The 15,162-nt window shown below is 52.1% G+C and carries 30 protein-coding genes; all 30 read left to right on the plus strand.

All coding sequences use genetic code 11. From position 1 onward, the window contains the following. Window positions 1-266 precede the first annotated feature (266 nt). The 30 genes from rpsL to rpsD all read left to right on the plus strand — a co-directional run bounded on the left by rpsL (window position 267) and on the right by rpsD (window position 15,087). Window positions 267-638, plus strand: a complete 372-nt coding sequence (rpsL, locus tag ABYV26_RS00005) for a 30S ribosomal protein S12 (protein ID WP_372676937.1) — start codon at window positions 267-269, stop codon at window positions 636-638. Between the two features lie 54 nt (window positions 639-692). After that, window positions 693-1,163, plus strand: coding sequence for a 30S ribosomal protein S7 (gene rpsG / locus ABYV26_RS00010; protein ID WP_372676939.1), 471 nt, complete (start codon window positions 693-695; stop codon window positions 1,161-1,163). A gap of 126 nt (window positions 1,164-1,289) precedes the next feature. After that, window positions 1,290-2,483 carry an elongation factor Tu gene (gene tuf, locus ABYV26_RS00015; RefSeq protein ID WP_372676941.1) on the plus strand — a complete coding sequence of 398 codons (1,194 nt, stop codon included), beginning with the start codon at window positions 1,290-1,292 and terminating at the stop codon, window positions 2,481-2,483. A gap of 23 nt (window positions 2,484-2,506) precedes the next feature. Continuing rightward, window positions 2,507-2,812, plus strand: coding sequence for a 30S ribosomal protein S10 (gene rpsJ / locus ABYV26_RS00020; protein WP_372677049.1), 306 nt, complete (start codon window positions 2,507-2,509; stop codon window positions 2,810-2,812). A 28-nt stretch (window positions 2,813-2,840) separates the two neighbouring features. Further along, window positions 2,841-3,470 (plus strand): 50S ribosomal protein L3, encoded by a 630-nt coding sequence (gene rplC / locus ABYV26_RS00025; RefSeq protein WP_372676944.1) that lies wholly within the window; start codon window positions 2,841-2,843, stop codon window positions 3,468-3,470. An 85-nt stretch (window positions 3,471-3,555) separates the two neighbouring features. Continuing rightward, on the plus strand, window positions 3,556-4,176 hold the full coding sequence (rplD, locus tag ABYV26_RS00030) for a 50S ribosomal protein L4 (protein WP_372676946.1): 621 nt from the start codon (window positions 3,556-3,558) through the stop codon (window positions 4,174-4,176). Then, complete coding sequence (gene rplW, locus ABYV26_RS00035) at window positions 4,176-4,463, plus strand: 50S ribosomal protein L23 (RefSeq protein WP_372676948.1); 288 nt, start codon at window positions 4,176-4,178, stop codon at window positions 4,461-4,463. The genes rplD and rplW overlap by 1 nt, the downstream gene beginning before the upstream one ends. Window positions 4,464-4,480: 17 nt before the next feature. After that, on the plus strand, window positions 4,481-5,305 hold the full coding sequence (gene rplB / locus ABYV26_RS00040) for a 50S ribosomal protein L2 (RefSeq protein WP_372676950.1): 825 nt from the start codon (window positions 4,481-4,483) through the stop codon (window positions 5,303-5,305). Between the two features lie 78 nt (window positions 5,306-5,383). After that, a complete protein-coding gene (rpsS, locus tag ABYV26_RS00045) occupies window positions 5,384-5,665 on the plus strand; it encodes a 30S ribosomal protein S19 (protein ID WP_372676952.1) in 282 nt (93 codons plus the stop codon). Window positions 5,666-5,681: 16 nt separating this feature from the next. Beyond that, complete coding sequence (gene rplV, locus ABYV26_RS00050; protein ID WP_372676954.1) at window positions 5,682-6,023, plus strand: 50S ribosomal protein L22; 342 nt, start codon at window positions 5,682-5,684, stop codon at window positions 6,021-6,023. A gap of 12 nt (window positions 6,024-6,035) precedes the next feature. Next, window positions 6,036-6,686, plus strand: a complete 651-nt coding sequence (gene rpsC, locus ABYV26_RS00055) for a 30S ribosomal protein S3 (RefSeq protein ID WP_372676956.1) — start codon at window positions 6,036-6,038, stop codon at window positions 6,684-6,686. 18 nt (window positions 6,687-6,704) lie between these two features. Further along, entirely contained in the window at window positions 6,705-7,118 is a 414-nt protein-coding gene (rplP, locus tag ABYV26_RS00060; protein ID WP_372676958.1) for a 50S ribosomal protein L16, read from the plus strand. Beyond that, complete coding sequence (gene rpmC / locus ABYV26_RS00065) at window positions 7,118-7,321, plus strand: 50S ribosomal protein L29 (RefSeq protein ID WP_372676960.1); 204 nt, start codon at window positions 7,118-7,120, stop codon at window positions 7,319-7,321. Before rplP ends, rpmC begins: the two co-directional genes overlap by 1 nt. Before the next feature lie 9 nt (window positions 7,322-7,330). Next, window positions 7,331-7,588, plus strand: coding sequence for a 30S ribosomal protein S17 (gene rpsQ, locus ABYV26_RS00070; protein WP_372676962.1), 258 nt, complete (start codon window positions 7,331-7,333; stop codon window positions 7,586-7,588). Between the two features lie 18 nt (window positions 7,589-7,606). Beyond that, on the plus strand, window positions 7,607-7,975 hold the full coding sequence (gene rplN, locus ABYV26_RS00075; RefSeq protein WP_372676964.1) for a 50S ribosomal protein L14: 369 nt from the start codon (window positions 7,607-7,609) through the stop codon (window positions 7,973-7,975). 30 nt (window positions 7,976-8,005) lie between these two features. Further along, complete coding sequence (gene rplX, locus ABYV26_RS00080; protein ID WP_372676966.1) at window positions 8,006-8,335, plus strand: 50S ribosomal protein L24; 330 nt, start codon at window positions 8,006-8,008, stop codon at window positions 8,333-8,335. Between the two features lie 34 nt (window positions 8,336-8,369). Further along, entirely contained in the window at window positions 8,370-8,909 is a 540-nt protein-coding gene (gene rplE, locus ABYV26_RS00085) for a 50S ribosomal protein L5 (protein WP_372676968.1), read from the plus strand. Between the two features lie 28 nt (window positions 8,910-8,937). Continuing rightward, window positions 8,938-9,123 carry a type Z 30S ribosomal protein S14 gene (locus tag ABYV26_RS00090; RefSeq protein WP_155316388.1) on the plus strand — a complete coding sequence of 62 codons (186 nt, stop codon included), beginning with the start codon at window positions 8,938-8,940 and terminating at the stop codon, window positions 9,121-9,123. Between the two features lie 45 nt (window positions 9,124-9,168). Continuing rightward, a complete protein-coding gene (rpsH, locus tag ABYV26_RS00095; protein WP_372676970.1) occupies window positions 9,169-9,561 on the plus strand; it encodes a 30S ribosomal protein S8 in 393 nt (130 codons plus the stop codon). Between the two features lie 83 nt (window positions 9,562-9,644). Further along, window positions 9,645-10,184, plus strand: a complete 540-nt coding sequence (gene rplF / locus ABYV26_RS00100; protein ID WP_372676972.1) for a 50S ribosomal protein L6 — start codon at window positions 9,645-9,647, stop codon at window positions 10,182-10,184. Between the two features lie 65 nt (window positions 10,185-10,249). Beyond that, window positions 10,250-10,618, plus strand: a complete 369-nt coding sequence (gene rplR / locus ABYV26_RS00105) for a 50S ribosomal protein L18 (RefSeq protein ID WP_372676974.1) — start codon at window positions 10,250-10,252, stop codon at window positions 10,616-10,618. Between the two features lie 26 nt (window positions 10,619-10,644). Then, on the plus strand, window positions 10,645-11,142 hold the full coding sequence (gene rpsE / locus ABYV26_RS00110) for a 30S ribosomal protein S5 (RefSeq protein ID WP_372676976.1): 498 nt from the start codon (window positions 10,645-10,647) through the stop codon (window positions 11,140-11,142). A gap of 12 nt (window positions 11,143-11,154) precedes the next feature. Beyond that, complete coding sequence (gene rpmD / locus ABYV26_RS00115; RefSeq protein WP_372676978.1) at window positions 11,155-11,337, plus strand: 50S ribosomal protein L30; 183 nt, start codon at window positions 11,155-11,157, stop codon at window positions 11,335-11,337. A 3-nt stretch (window positions 11,338-11,340) separates the two neighbouring features. Next, window positions 11,341-11,781 (plus strand): 50S ribosomal protein L15, encoded by a 441-nt coding sequence (gene rplO / locus ABYV26_RS00120; protein WP_372676980.1) that lies wholly within the window; start codon window positions 11,341-11,343, stop codon window positions 11,779-11,781. A gap of 2 nt (window positions 11,782-11,783) precedes the next feature. Next, entirely contained in the window at window positions 11,784-13,094 is a 1,311-nt protein-coding gene (gene secY, locus ABYV26_RS00125; protein WP_372676982.1) for a preprotein translocase subunit SecY, read from the plus strand. A 74-nt stretch (window positions 13,095-13,168) separates the two neighbouring features. Next, the gene (gene infA, locus ABYV26_RS00130) at window positions 13,169-13,387 is read left to right on the plus strand and encodes a translation initiation factor IF-1 (protein WP_155303848.1); all 219 of its coding nucleotides are present in this window, start codon (window positions 13,169-13,171) and stop codon (window positions 13,385-13,387) included. An 82-nt stretch (window positions 13,388-13,469) separates the two neighbouring features. Then, entirely contained in the window at window positions 13,470-13,583 is a 114-nt protein-coding gene (rpmJ, locus tag ABYV26_RS00135; RefSeq protein ID WP_083456323.1) for a 50S ribosomal protein L36, read from the plus strand. 13 nt (window positions 13,584-13,596) lie between these two features. Continuing rightward, entirely contained in the window at window positions 13,597-13,977 is a 381-nt protein-coding gene (rpsM, locus tag ABYV26_RS00140; protein ID WP_372676984.1) for a 30S ribosomal protein S13, read from the plus strand. A gap of 25 nt (window positions 13,978-14,002) precedes the next feature. Beyond that, window positions 14,003-14,389 (plus strand): 30S ribosomal protein S11, encoded by a 387-nt coding sequence (gene rpsK, locus ABYV26_RS00145; RefSeq protein ID WP_372676986.1) that lies wholly within the window; start codon window positions 14,003-14,005, stop codon window positions 14,387-14,389. Between the two features lie 68 nt (window positions 14,390-14,457). Beyond that, window positions 14,458-15,087 carry a 30S ribosomal protein S4 gene (gene rpsD, locus ABYV26_RS00150; RefSeq protein WP_372676988.1) on the plus strand — a complete coding sequence of 210 codons (630 nt, stop codon included), beginning with the start codon at window positions 14,458-14,460 and terminating at the stop codon, window positions 15,085-15,087. Window positions 15,088-15,162: the final 75 nt, after the last annotated feature.

A 15,162-nucleotide genomic window follows, 5' to 3' on the forward strand; every position in this document is an offset into this window, starting at 1 on the left:
ACCAAGGTATTGACCGATGCCAGCATTGCCGGGGCCGAGGATTCCCTGAGAGGCCTCAAGGAAAACGTAATCATGGGCAGAATCGTTCCCGCCGGAACCGGTGTGGCTGAATACCGGGATCTCTCGGTGGTGGCAAGCGGTTCCGACTGATAGTTTGCAAGAGAAACGGTAAAAAATTATCTTGACAATAGAAGGCTGAAACTATACTAAGTCAGTTTCTGTGCGCGAAGAATTTTGATGATCAATGATCAGTTGAAGGGGTTAATATGCCAACAATCAACCAGCTAGTGCGTAAGGGTCGGAAACGGGTTGAAAAAAAGACCAATACACCGGCGCTGAGAGGGGCACCTCAAAAACGAGGGGTGTGCACCCGTGTCTATACCTCGACACCCAAAAAACCAAACTCGGCCTTGCGAAAAGTTGCCAGGGTCCGTTTAACCACCGGTGTGGAAGTGACGGCCTATATTCCTGGAATCGGGCATAACCTTCAGGAGCACTCCGTGGTGCTGGTCCGGGGGGGGCGTGTCAAGGACTTGCCCGGTGTTCGGTATCATATCGTTCGTGGAACGTTGGATACCTTGGGCGTGGATGGACGGCGGCAGGGGCGTTCAAAGTACGGCGCCAAGCGGCCGAAATAGCCGCATAGAAATCAGCGGACCGACAGTCGATATTCAATGAAAATGGTGTGAGCTATGCCAAGAAGAAGAGAAGTTCCCGAACGGGTGATCATCCCGGATGCCAAACACAACAGCAAACTGGTGTCCAAGTTTATTGCCTCGCTCATGCGCGACGGGAAGAAAAGTATTGCCGAATCACTGCTATACGGGGCCTTTGACATCATCAGTGAGAAAACCAATGAAGACCCGCTGAAGGTTTTCGAGAAAGCGCTGGAGAATGTGAAACCGCATATTGAAGTCAAATCCCGACGCGTGGGTGGTTCCACATATCAGGTGCCTACTGAGGTTCGCCCGTCGCGGCGAACGGCTCTGGGACTTCGATGGGTTATCAGTTATGCACGGGGGCGAGGTGAAAAAGGCTTTGGCGCGAAGCTGGCCGGGGAGTTGATGGACGCCGCCAACGGGCGCGGTGCTTCCGTGAAGAAGCGAGAGGATACGCACAAGATGGCAGATGCCAACAAGGCGTTTGCCCACTTCCGCTGGTAACGATCCAATTCCACTATATATTATCTGCACTAGGTTTTGAGCGCCGCACAGGCCTGCCAATTGCCTGACGATCAAAGCCTTTTGCCTTGTTGGGGTGACACTCCCCGCTAACAGGAGGACCCGGAGATGGCGAAGCAAAAATTTGAGAGGACGAAGCCGCACGTAAACGTAGGAACCATCGGGCATATCGACCATGGCAAGACGACCCTGACGGCGGCGATTACGAAGTTGAGTGGATTGAAAGGGTTGGCCGATTTTATTCCCTTTGATCAGATCGACAAGGCGCCGGAAGAAAAAGAGCGTGGGATCACCATTGCTACGGCCCATGTAGAATACCAGACGGCCACTCGCCATTATGCCCATGTGGACTGCCCGGGCCATGCGGACTACATCAAGAACATGATCACCGGCGCAGCGCAGATGGACGGTGCGATTTTGGTGGTGGGTGCCGATGACGGCCCGATGCCCCAGACGCGCGAGCACATTCTGCTGGCCCGCCAGGTGGGTGTTCCCCGGATCCTCGTGTTTTTGAACAAATGCGACATGGTGGATGACGAGGAACTGATCGAGCTGGTGGAGTTGGAGCTGCGTGAGCTTCTGGACAAGTACGAGTTTCCCGGAGACGACACGCCGATCATCCGCGGCAGCGCCTTGAAAGCGCTGGAGTGCGACGATGCGGATGCACCCGACGCCAAGTGCATCTTTGAGCTTCTTGACGCCATCGACAGCTACATTCCGGAACCCGAGCGCGATGTGGACAAGCCGTTTTTGATGCCCATCGAGGATGTTTTCAGCATTTCCGGTCGTGGGACGGTAGTGACTGGCCGTGTGGAGCGCGGGATCGTGCACGTGGGCGACACGGTGGAGATCGTGGGTATCCGCGATACCACGAAGACGGTGTGCACGGGTGTGGAGATGTTCCGCAAGCTGCTTGACGAAGGTCAGGCGGGCGACAACATCGGTGTTTTGCTTCGGGGGACCAAGCGCGACGAAGTGGAGCGGGGGCAGGTGGTATCGGCCCCGGGATCGATTACGCCGCACACGAAGTTCAAGGCCGAGGCCTATATTTTGAGCAAGGAAGAGGGCGGCCGGCACACGCCGTTTTTCAACGGATACCGCCCGCAGTTTTATTTCCGCACGACTGACGTGACCGGGATACTGAATCTGCCGGAAGGCGTGGAGATGGTGATGCCGGGCGACAACGTGGCGATCACGGCCGAACTGATCACGCCGATCGCCATGGAGAAGGAGCTTCGGTTCGCCATTCGTGAAGGCGGCCGTACGGTGGGTGCCGGTGTCGTCAGCGAGATAATTGAATAAAAAGAGAGCCTATAACGATGATAATGAACTCCAAGATCAGGATCCGGCTCAAGGCCTACGATCACAAGCTTCTGGACCAGTCGGCCAGCGATATATTCGACACCGCCCGCAAAACCGGGGCAAAGGTGGTGGGTCCGATTCCCTTACCGACAACCATAAATAAGTTCTGCGTCCTTCGGTCCCCTCACGTGGACAAGAAATCCAGGGAGCAGTTCGAAATGCGGACGCACAAGCGGCTGCTCGACATCCTTGAACCAACCCAGCAGACCGTAGATGCACTGATGAAGCTTGACCTGTCTCCTGGTGTTGACGTGGAGATCAAATTATAACGCGGGCTTTAACACGGGATAAGTAAAGATGTGTAAAGGACTGGTAGGAAAGAAACTGGGCATGACTTCTCTGTTTGCGCCCAATGGCAAATACATCCCGGTCACCGTTTTGCAGGTGGGGCCTTGTGTGATCACCCAGGTCAAGCGTGACAAGACCGACGGATACAAGGCACTTCAATTGGGCTTCGGCGCCAGAAAAGAGGCCAAGACCACCAAGCCGCTCAAGGGGCACTTCAAAAAAAGCGGCGATGCCTGCTTTGCCACGCTAAAGGAAGTGCCGGTGGAAAACCCGGATGATTTTACGGTGGGACAGGCCATCGGGCCCGAGATCTTTGCCATCGGTGAAAAAGTCAATGTGACCGGCATCTCAAAAGGGCGCGGGTTCTCGGGTGTCATCAAGCGCCACGGATTCGGCGGTGGAAGAGAGACCCACGGTGGGCATTGTCACCGCAGGCCCGGATCTATCGGCTGCAGCGCCTGGCCGTCAAAGGTCACCAAGGGAAAACGGTTGCCCGGACAGTACGGCGGGGATACCCATACGGTCAGAAATTTGGAAATTGTTGACATTCGCCCCGAAGAGAATCTCATTCTGCTGAAAGGCCCCCTCCCGGGGTGCCGTTCCGGAATCGTAACGATAAACAAGGTCCTGTTCGCATAATCGCCAGGACTTAAGGCCACCGTCAACGCAGCGTTTCATCTCTTGGAGCGACTGGGTTGCGGGAGCGCAGTGGACGAGGAACATTATGGCTGTTGTTGATGTAGTAAATATCGCCGGAGACGTCGTCTCTCAGACCGAACTGAAAGACTCGATTTTCAATGTTCCGGTTAAAAAGAGCGTCCTGCATCAGGTCGTCGTCGCCCAATTGGCTGCCAAACGGGCGGGAACGGCATCTGTCAAGCACCGGTCCGATGTCCAGGGCAGTCGCCGCAAGCTCTACCGGCAAAAAGGAACGGGACGGGCGCGAAAGGGTGACATCAAGTCCCCGATCCTTCGAGGCGGCGGTTCGGTCTTCGGTCCCGATCCAAGAAATTACACTCAAAAGGTGCTCAAAAAGGTGCGAAAGATGGCGCTGAAGATGGCGCTGACCTGCAGAGCTCAGGACCAGCAGCTGGTCGTCGTCGACAACATTGATCTCGAAGCGGTCAAGACCAAGGTCTTTGCTGGAATCGTTAAAACCCTCAAGGCCGAAAAGGCACTGATCATCACCAGGGAGAATAACGAACGGCTGGCGCTTTCCTCCCGCAATGTGCCTGGTGTCAAGATTCTTCCGTTGCAGGGGATGAATGTTTACGACATCCTTAAATACCCCAAGCTGATTCTCGTTCAGCCGGCTATTGAAGGGATAGAGGGGAGATTGGGCTGATGAATCGGTATGACATTATAAAACGACCCGTGATCACCGAAAAAACCAATATCCAGAAAGAGGAAAATAACCAGCTCTCTTTCGAAGTGGATATGCGCGCCAACCGCGTCGAGATTGCCCAGGCCATCGAGAGGATCTTCAGCGTTAAGGTGGCCAAGACACGCACGGTCCATGTCAAGGGAAAAATTAAGCGGCGGGGACGGATTCTGGGGAAACGCAAGGACTGGAAAAAGGCCATCGTTACCCTGATGCCTGGTGAACGGATCGATTTCTTCGAAGGTGTATAGACGCTAGGAGTATAACGATGGCAGTTAAAAAAGTTAAACCGACCAGCCCGGGTCGGCGTTTCCAGAGTTTCGCCGGTTTTGAAGAGGTGACCAAGACCACCCCTGAAAAAAGCCTGGTCAGAATTCTTAAGAAGTCAGGCGGCAGGAACGTCAATGGCCGTATTACCAGCAGGCGGCGGGGCGGCGGTCACAAGCGGTACTACCGAATCATCGATTTCAAGCGTGACAAGGAAGGCATCCCTGCAAAGGTGGCCGCGATCGAATATGACCCCAACCGGTCCGCCCGCATCGCCTTGTTGCACTATGTGGATGGTGAAAAACGCTATATCATCGCGCCGCTCAAACTATCCATCGGTGACACGGTGATGTCGGGGCCTGACGCCGATATACAGCCGGGCAACGCACTGCCGCTGGCCAACATCCCTTTGGGTACACATATTCACAATATCGAGCTGCGGCTTGGCAAAGGTGGCCAGATCGTTCGCAGTGCCGGAACGTTCGCGCAGCTAATGGCCAAAGAAGACCGCTATGCACTGGTGAAATTGCCGTCCAGCGAAGTCCGGATGGTATTGCTCACCTGCAAGGCCACGGTCGGTCAACTGGGAAACATCACCCATGAGAACGTCTCCCTTGGTAAAGCGGGCCGTAATCGATGGAAAGGACGTCGGCCAAAGGTCCGCGGTGTGGCGATGAACCCGGTAGACCATCCCATGGGCGGCGGTGAAGGCCGTTCTTCCGGTGGCAGACATCCGTGTTCTCCCTGGGGCATGCCGACCAAAGGTTACCGCACCCGAAAGAACAAACGCACCGATCGCTACATCGTCAAACGGCGAACGAAATAGTAATCACCCCGCTTCTGAACCAACCTGTGCCGGTCAGCGGGATATTCAGTTTGAAATGGACAATCAGCAGGAGACATCATGCCCCGATCGCTAAAAAAAGGTCCTTTTATCGACCAGAAACTTTTCAAAAAAGTGTCCGCAGCACAAGGCACCCGGACCAACCAGGTAATCAAGACGTGGTCACGGCGTTCGACCATCCTGCCCGAAATGGTCGGCATCACGCTCGCCGTTCACAACGGCCGGAAATTTCTCCCGGTGTTCGTCACTGAAAACATGGTTGGACATAAGTTAGGCGAGTTTTCTCCGACGCGGACCTACTACGGGCATGCAGCGGACAGGAAATCAAAGGTTAAAAGATAGAAAAGGAAGGCCCTAAATGGAGGTCAGAGCTACACAACGCTATGTGCGAATTTCTCCTCAGAAAGTGAGGATGATTGTCGATGCCATCAAGGGAAAACCGGCTGAGGCAGCCATAAACGCACTGAAATTCATGCCGCAAAAATCTGCCGGCATCGTCGAAAAAATTGTTCGTTCCGCCGTTGCCAATGCGGATCAGAACACGAGCATCGACGTGGACGAGTTGATTGTCAGGAATTTGATTGTCGATCAGGGACCGTCCCTAAAAAGGTTCAAGGCGAGGGCCAGGGGAAGAGGGGCGCGCATACTAAAAAGAACCGCGCACATTACCGTTGTGTTAGCAGAAGGTTCCGTACAGTAAGGAGGAAACAGCTTGGGCCAGAAAGTCAACCCTATCTCACTGAGGCTGGGGATCGTAAAAACCTGGGAATCCCGATGGTTTGCCGGTAAAAAATATGCGGACTACATCTTTGAGGACTATCAGATTCGTAAGTTTATCAAGGAAAAACTTCATCATGCCGGCGTTGCTAAAATAGAAATTGAACGATCGACCCGGCGGGTCAGACTACGTATCTTCACGGCCCGTCCCGGTATTGTTATCGGGAAAAAGGGCTCGGAGATCGAAAAGCTAAAGAAACAACTTGAAGGTCGCGTGAGCCAGGAAGTTTTGATTGACATTCAGGAAGTCAGAAAACCAGAAGTGGATGCGCAACTGGTTGCAGAAAACGTGGCCATGCAGATTGAACGGCGGGTCGCCTTCAGACGGGCCATGAAGCGCGGTGTTTCCTCCGCCATGCGGTTCGGTGCCCAGGGTGTGAAGATCATCTGTTCGGGACGACTCGGCGGTGCTGAAATGGCCCGCACCGAATGGTACCGTGAAGGACGGGTGCCATTGCACACCCTGCGGGCGGACATCGATTATGGGACCACCGAAGCCCGCACCACTTATGGAATCGTCGGAATCAAGGTGTTTGTGTTCCATGGCGAAATTCTCAAAAAGGATCAAGCCGAAATTCGTGGTTAGGCTTGTGGGAGATACGAAATGCTGAGCCCTAAAAAGGTCAAATATCGTAAGAGTCAAAAGGGAAGAATGAAGGGGGCCGCCTACCGGGGCAGCGATCTGAGTTTCGGTGAATTTGGATTGCAGGCCACCGATTGTGGGAAAATCTCCTCCAAGCAGATCGAGGCCGCGCGTATTGCCATGACCCGTCACGTGAAAAGGGGGGGGAAAATCTGGATCCGCATATTCCCGGACAAACCTTATACCAAGAAGCCAGCTGAAGTCCGTATGGGTAAGGGAAAAGGCGCACCTGAAGGTTGGGTGGCTGTGATACGGCCTGGGCGCGTACTTTATGAAATGACCGGTGTCAGCCGGGAGATGGCTCAGGAGGCGCTTCGCCTCGCTGCTCACAAGCTTCCCGTTAAAACCCGGTTTGTGGAGAGGAGCGAGCTATAATGAAAGCGACCGAAATCAGAGACCTCAATGCCGAAGAGATTCAGCATAAGGTCCTCGACCTGAAGGAATCGCTGTTCAATCTTCGGTTTCAGCATGAAATCGGGCAGCTTGAAAATCCCAAAAAGATTGGGGAAACCAAAAAGGATCTTGCCCGGTTAAAAACCATTTTGAACGAAAAAATACAAACCCTTACAAAAGACTAAGATACGGTCATGAAAAATCGTGGAATACAGAGACAACTCGTGGGTACCGTGGTCAGCGACAAGATGGACAAAACTGCCGTCGTGCAGGTTGAACGGCTGGTTAAACATCCTCTTTACAAGAAATACATCAGACGACGCAACAAATTCGCCGCTCACGATAATGACAATCGCTGCAACATCGGGGACAAGGTGCTGATTACGGAATCTCGGCCGATCAGCAAGCTCAAGCGGTGGCGCATTACCGACATTATCGAAAAAGCCGTATAGCGATAAAGGACGAAAAACATGATTCAGGCCGAAACAAAACTGACGGTGGCGGACAACTCGGGCGCGCGTGCGGTATACTGCATCAAAGTTTTAGGGGGATCCAAAAGACGGTATGCAGGCATCGGGGACATCATCGTGGTCACGGTGAAAGAAGCCATTCCCAATGCCAAGGTCAAAAAGGGTGATGTCCTCAAGGCGGTGGTGGTCAGGACAAAAAAGGAGATTCGCAGGCCAGATGGATCTTACATCCGTTTTGACGACAACTCCGCCGTGTTGATCAACAACCAGCGTGAGCCTTTAGGCACCCGTATCTTCGGGCCGGTTGCCAGAGAGCTTCGTGCCAAGCGATTTATGAAAATCGTATCACTTGCACCCGAGGTGCTATAATTCAAGGGCCCGCTTCGTGGAGAAAACGAAATGATTCGAGACGCAATAAATATAAAAAAAGATGACAAGGTGAAGGTCATCGCCGGCAAAGATAAAGGCAAGGTTGGAAAGGTTCTCAAGGTCAGTGGGAAAAAGAACCGCCTCCTCGTCGAGAATATCAATGTCGTGAAACGGCACACGAAGCCGAACGCTCAGAATCGACAGGGAGGAATCCTTGAGAGCGAAGCACTGATCCACTGGTCCAATGTCATGTTGATGTGCAACAAGTGCATTGAGCCCGTGCGGGTGAAAACCAAAACCCTCGACGATGGCAAGAAGGTCCGCATCTGCAGAAAATGCAGTGAAATTATAGATGCATAGGGCCGGCTAAAAGGGAGGCTCTCGGAGGAACAACATGTCACAGCTAAAAACTTTCTATAATGAGACAGTGGTGCCGAAACTCAAGGAGAAGTTCAACTATACCAACCCCATGCAGGTCCCAAAAATTGAAAAGATTGTGATTAACATGGGGCTGGGCGAGGCAATCCACAACATCAAAATAATTGATTCGGCCGTCGAAGAACTCAAGCAAATCTCCGGCCAGCAGCCGGTGGTTACACGGGCCAAAAAGTCAATTGCCTCCTTCAAGCTGCGTGAAGGCATGCCGATTGGCTGCATGGTCACGCTTCGCAAAAAACGGATGTATGATTTTCTCAACAAACTGGTCAACGTGGCCCTGCCCCGTGTCAGGGACTTCAGGGGTATTTCCGGCAAAGCCTTCGACGGAGCCGGGAATTATTCGCTGGGTGTCAAGGAGCAGCTGATATTTCCTGAGATCGAATACGACAAGATTGACAAAATCAAAGGCTTGAATGTCAGCATCGTGACGACAGCCAAAAGTAACGAAGAGGGAAAAGAACTCCTCAAGTTGATGGGGATGCCTTTCAAGAATTAACAAGCCTGGCAGTAACAAGGAGAGAGCATTGGCGAAGACATCACTCAGACAGAAGGTAAAAAGAAAGCCGAAATTCAGCGTACGGGCATACAACCGGTGCCCCATATGCGGAAGGCCTCGGGCATTCATCAGAAAGTTCGGAATTTGCCGAATCTGCTTCCGCAACCTGGCTTCCCAGGGCAGGCTCCCTGGTGTTGTTAAGTCCAGTTGGTAATCAACAATAAGCGAATACAACAACTAATTAGAGTAGGAAACAGCGATGAGCGATCCGATAGCCGACATGTTAACCCGAATCAGAAACGCCGGGAAAGCCAAGCACAATAGCGTTGATATTCCCGGATCAAAGATAAAAACAGAGGTCGCCAGGGTACTCAAAGAATCGGGGTATATCCGCAACTACAAGTTCATTAATGATGGAAAACAGGGCATCCTTCGCGTCCATCTCAAGTACACCGGGGCCCAGAAACCGACCATCATCAACATTGAACGGGTCAGCAAGCCCAGTCGGAGGACCTATCTCAACGCCAAATCCGTGATGCCCGTCTATAACGGCTTGGGAATTGCCGTCATGTCAACCTCTCAGGGGGTGATGACCGACAAAGCGGCAAGAGAGAAAAACATCGGTGGCGAAGTGCTTTGCACGCTTTGGTAGCATGCGACATCAATTGGACAAACACCGTCCCTGGTCCGGAACTAACCCTGGTTGTCACAGGATGTAAACAAGAGGTGCGATAAATGTCTCGAGTAGGCAAAAAGGTAATCATGCTCCCCGAAAAAACAAAAATAGATTTTAAAAACAGGGAGTTGGTCGTCAAGGGGGAGAAGGGCACATTGACCCGAACCATTCACCCTGCGGTCGATCTGGCAATCAAGGACAACACCATTTCCGTGACCATCGAACAGGAAGACCGGAAAACCCGCTCTCTTCAGGGGCTGACCCGCAGCCTCGTGTCAAACATGGTTGATGGCGTCAGCAAGGGATTCGAACGAACACTGGAGATCAATGGTATTGGCTACCGGGCTGAAATGAAGGGAAAGTCAATCGTCTTGAACCTGGGATATTCGCATCCCATCGATTTCCCCTTGCCTGAAGGCATTGATGCCACGGTCGATAAAAACAATGTCATCAAACTCACCGGTATCGATAAGGAAAAGGTCGGACAGACCGCCGCTTCGATACGAAAATTGAGAAAGCCGGAGCCTTACAAGGGCAAGGGCGTCAAATACGCCGAGGAGTACATCCAGCGCAAGGCGGGGAAAACCGGTACCAAATAACAGTTGACGGCGCAGCATCGTTTTACCGGACAACCGATGAATGGCGGCCATCAAAGGAATGGAAAATGGGTTCAACAAAAGAAAAAAAGAAAATTTGGCTGAAGCGAAAAAAAAGAATCAGTAAAAGGATCATCAGTACGGTGGAAAGGCCCAGGCTCTCCGTTTTTAGAAGTGCCAAGCACATTTACGGCCAGATTGTCGATGACACCACCGGCAGAACCATCGCGGCAGCCAGCAGCAACGAAAAATCGGTGAACGATCAACCCAGCTTCGAAAGCAAAGTCGCCAAAGCGGTTTTCACTGGAAAGCTGCTTGCCCAGCGGGCCATGGACAAAGGCGTCAAGAAGGTCGTTTTCGATCGCAACGGTTTTCTGTATCATGGACGCATCAAAGCCTTATCCGAAGGAGCCCGGGAAGCGGGTTTGGATTTTTAGCACACACCAGTTAAGGAGGCAGACCCTTGTTCAAGCAAGATACGGATGAAAACCAACTGATCGATAAAGTCGTGCACATCAGTCGCGTGGCCAAGGTGGTCAAGGGCGGTCGGCGCTTCAGCTTCAGCGCCATTGTGGTCGTTGGCGATGGTGAAGGAAGTGTCGGATATGGACTCGGAAAAGCAGGGGAAGTTCCTGAAGCCATCCGAAAAGGCGTCGAAAAGGCCAAAAAAAGTATGGTCAAGGTCCCGCTGACCGAGGGAACCCTACCCTTCAAGGTCGTGGGTCGATTCGGGGCGGGTCGTGTGATGTTGAAACCGGCCTCGGAAGGTACTGGGGTCATCGCGGGTGGCGCGGTGCGTGCGGTCTTGGAGGCTGTGGGCGTGCAGAACATCTTGACGAAATGCATGGGCACCAACAATCCTCACAATGTCGTCAAGGCCACCGTCGATGGTCTGAAACAACTCGAGAGCGTCGAATCCGTTGCCGCCAGGCGAGGACTCAAGGTCCAAGATCTAAGATAAGGAAAACGAACCATGAGTGGAATGCTGAAAATAACCTTGGTAAAAAGCATGATCGGACGGCCTGAAAAACACCGCAATGTGCTCCGGGGAATGGGGCTTACCAAGCTGAACCGCACCGTTGAACTGCAAAATACACCATCCGTGAGAGGGATGGTTGAAAAGGTATCCCACCTGGTGGTTGCCGAGGAGAAATAATCCATGAGACTCAACGATTTGGCACCTGAAAAGGGTCAGCGTAAATCAAGAAAACGCGTCGGACGCGGTGTCGCCTCTGGTTCCGGGAAAACGGCAGGAAAAGGTAGCAAAGGTCAGAACTGCCGTTCAGGCGGCGGCGTAAGACCCGGATATGAAGGCGGTCAAATGCCGATTCATCGCCGCCTGCCCAAGCGCGGTTTTAAAAACCATTTCAAGAAAACCTACGCCATCGTTAACGTCAAGGATTTAAACCGTTTTGAATCCCAGGCGGTGGTCGATGAAGTCGCCTTGATCAAAAGCGGCCTGGTAAAGGGCGATCGGGATGGCATCAAAGTCCTGGGGAACGGGGAGGTGACGGTTCCCGTGACGGTTCGGATCAACCATATCAGCGACAGCGCCAGACAAAAAATTGAGGCCGTTGGCGGAAAGATAGAGGTTATCTGAACATGGTTGGCAGCGGATTCGGAAACATTTTCAAGATCCCCGAGCTCAAAAAACGCATTCTGTATACATTGGCCCTGCTTTTCGTATACAGAATCGGCGTTCATGTGCCGACGCCTGGAATAGACACTGTCGCCCTGGCTTCCTTTTTTGCTCAAATGGAAGGAACCATTTTCGGCATATTCAACATGTTTTCCGGCGGCGCACTGGAGCAGCTTTCCGTATTCGCCTTGGGCATCATGCCCTACATTAGTGCCTCGATCATCCTGCAACTGCTCACCGTGGTGATTCCTCACCTGGAGCGGTTGAAAAATGAAGGCGAACAAGGCCGAAAGAAAATTACGCAGTACACCCGATACGGCACCGTGGTGTTGAGTATTATTCAGGGCCTCGGGATCAGCATCGGGCTGGAAAGCATGACATCACCGGGCGGCGCCGCCATCGTGATTGCACCGGGATGGGGATTCAGACTGATGACCGTGTTGACGCTGACCGCTGGAACGGCCTTCATCATGTGGCTCGGCGAACAGATTACCGAACGAGGGATTGGTAATGGCATATCGTTGATCATTTTTGCGGGTATTGTTGCCGGCATTCCTTCGGCGATCCTCAACACATTCCGGCTGATGTCCACCGGCGAAATGAACATTTTCGCCATTGTTATCCTTGTGGTTCTTATGGTTCTCGTCGTTGGTTTCATTATTTTTGTGGAGCAAGGACAGCGCCGTATCCCGGTACAGTATGCCAAGCGGGTGGTCGGGCGACGCATGTATGGGGGGCAGAGCACGCACCTGCCGCTCAAGATAAATACATCAGGAGTTATTCCTCCGATTTTTGCTTCTTCGATCATCATGTTTCCGGCGACCATCGCCAGTTTCATCACGATACCGTGGATGAAGACCATTGCCGATTCGATGCGGCCCGGCAACTTCTTCTACGAGCTGCTATACGTCGGATTTATATTCTTTTTCTGTTATTTCTACACGGCAGTGACGTTCAATCCGGTTGATGTGGCCGACAACATGAAAAAAAACGGCGGCTATATTCCGGGTATTCGGCCGGGGAAGCGCACTGCAGACTACATCGACCGAGTGCTGACCCGGATCACCCTTGGCGGCGCCATCTATGTATCGGCGGTATGTGTGCTTCCATCCATTTTGATCAGTCGTTTTAACGTTCCCTTCTATTTCGGTGGAACAGCCCTATTGATCGTCGTCGGTGTAGCGATTGATACGGTGGCTCAGATGGAATCGCATATGCTCACCCGTCACTACGAGGGATTTTTAAAAAAGGGCGGCATCCGGGGAAGACGTTAAGCAATCCGTGGGGAGATCACGGTTCGAAATATACTTGATCTTCAATTACACAACGACACATGCAGGAGACAGGAATGCCCAAGGAAGAGGCCATCAAAGTTGAAGGCATTGTTTTGGAAACGCTGCCGAACGCGATGTTCAAGGTCGAGTTGGAAAACAAACACCAAGTCTTGGCGCATATCTCCGGAAAAATGAGAATGCATTTTATTAAGATTTTACCTGGAGACAAGGTTACGGTAGAGCTTTCCCCCTATGACTTGTCCCGGGGACGAATCACCTATCGTTCAAAATAACTGGCAAGGGTCCGCACCCCATGAACGGAAGACTGGCAACTAGCGATCAACCCATTTGCCCTGCGGTACGAAGGAGTAGACAATGAAGGTCAGAGCATCCGTTAGAAAGATTTGCAGCAAGTGCAAAATCATCAAGCGAAAAGGAACCGTTCGGGTTATCTGCGAGAACAAGAGACACAAACAGAGGCAAGGTTAGAGGAGGTTGAACTTTGGCAAGAATCGCTGGTGTAGACTTACCTAGACGTAAACGGATAGAAATCGGACTGACCTATATCTATGGTATTGGAAGAACTGCTTCCAATCGGATCCTGAGCAAGCTTAAAATCGATCCGAATACCAATACAGACGATCTTTCCGAAGCAGAGATCAACAACATCCGTAAGGTAATCGATAGTGAACTTAAAGTAGAAGGGGAGCTTCGAACAGAAGTTTCCATGAACATCAAACGGCTTATGGACCTGGGCTGCTACCGCGGACTCAGGCACCGACGATCCTTGCCGGTACATGGCCAGCGGACCAGCACCAACGCCAGAACGCGGAAAGGCCCCAAACGGTCCGCGATCAAGAAAAAGAGCGCCGCCAAAAAGTAATCCACCATCTGTCAGGAATTGATAAATGCCTAAAAAGACCAAAATGAAAAAAAAGGAAAGAAAGAACATCTCCAGTGGGGTTGTTCATATTCAATCCACGTTTAACAACACGATCGTTACGATAACCGACGCCATGGGCAACGTGGTTTCATGGTCCAGCGCAGGTGTTCACGGGTTCAAGGGATCGCGAAAGAGCACTCCTTTCGCTGCCCAGTTGACCGCGGAAGATGCCGCCAAAAAAGCCATGGAACATGGTATGAAAAGTGTTGAAGTGTATGTCAAGGGGCCGGGTTCCGGCCGCGAATCTGCGCTTCGCGCACTTCAGGCTGCGGGTTTTAATGTCCTCATGATCAAGGATGTCACCCCGATTCCCCACAACGGTTGCCGACCGCCCAAGAGGAGAAGGGTGTAAGCGGCTTACCGTGGATGCTTGACATACGAAACGCGCCACACAAAGTTCTGGTTTAAAAGGAGGACGAATTGGCCCGATACAGAGGTTCCGTCTGCAGGATATGCCGACGTGAAAATATGAAATTGTTTTTAAAGGGAGACCGCTGCTATTCTGATAAATGCGCATTTGATCGGAGAGGCTACGCCCCCGGTCAGCATGGGCAGCGGCGTCGAGGCAAACCCTCGGACTACGGCATTCAGCTTCGTGAGAAACAGAAAGTCAAGAACACGTATGGCCTTTCCGAAAAGCAGTTCAGGCTCTTTTTCGAAAAGGCCGATCGGAAAAAGGGTATCACCGGCACGAACTTGCTGGTCCTTCTCGAACGCCGCTTGGATAACGTTGTTTACCGTCTTGGCTTCGCCAATTCCAGAACACAGGGTCGCCATTTCGTCCGGCACAACCATTTTGTGGTCAACGGAAAACGGGTCAACATCCCTTCCTACCTGGTAAATGTCGGCGACACGGTAGAGGTGTCTGAAAAAAGCAGAAAGGTTCAGGCCATCGTTGATTCTCTGGATGCGGTGATTCGAAGGGGGCTGCCACAGTGGATCTCCGTTGAAAAGGAGAAGTTCAGAGGCGAAATCAAAAGCTTTCCAGTTCGCGAAGACCTTACTCTACCGATGCAGGAACAACTCATTGTCGAGCTCTACTCCAAATAAATGGGTCGTTTGATTGTTGAGCATGTAACTTTTGAGGAAACATTTCTGCATTGATTTTAAATCCGTCTGGAGAAA

Source organism: Desulfosarcina sp. (assembly GCF_041551955.1).
Taxonomy (GTDB): Bacteria; Desulfobacterota; Desulfobacteria; order Desulfobacterales; family Desulfosarcinaceae; genus Desulfosarcina.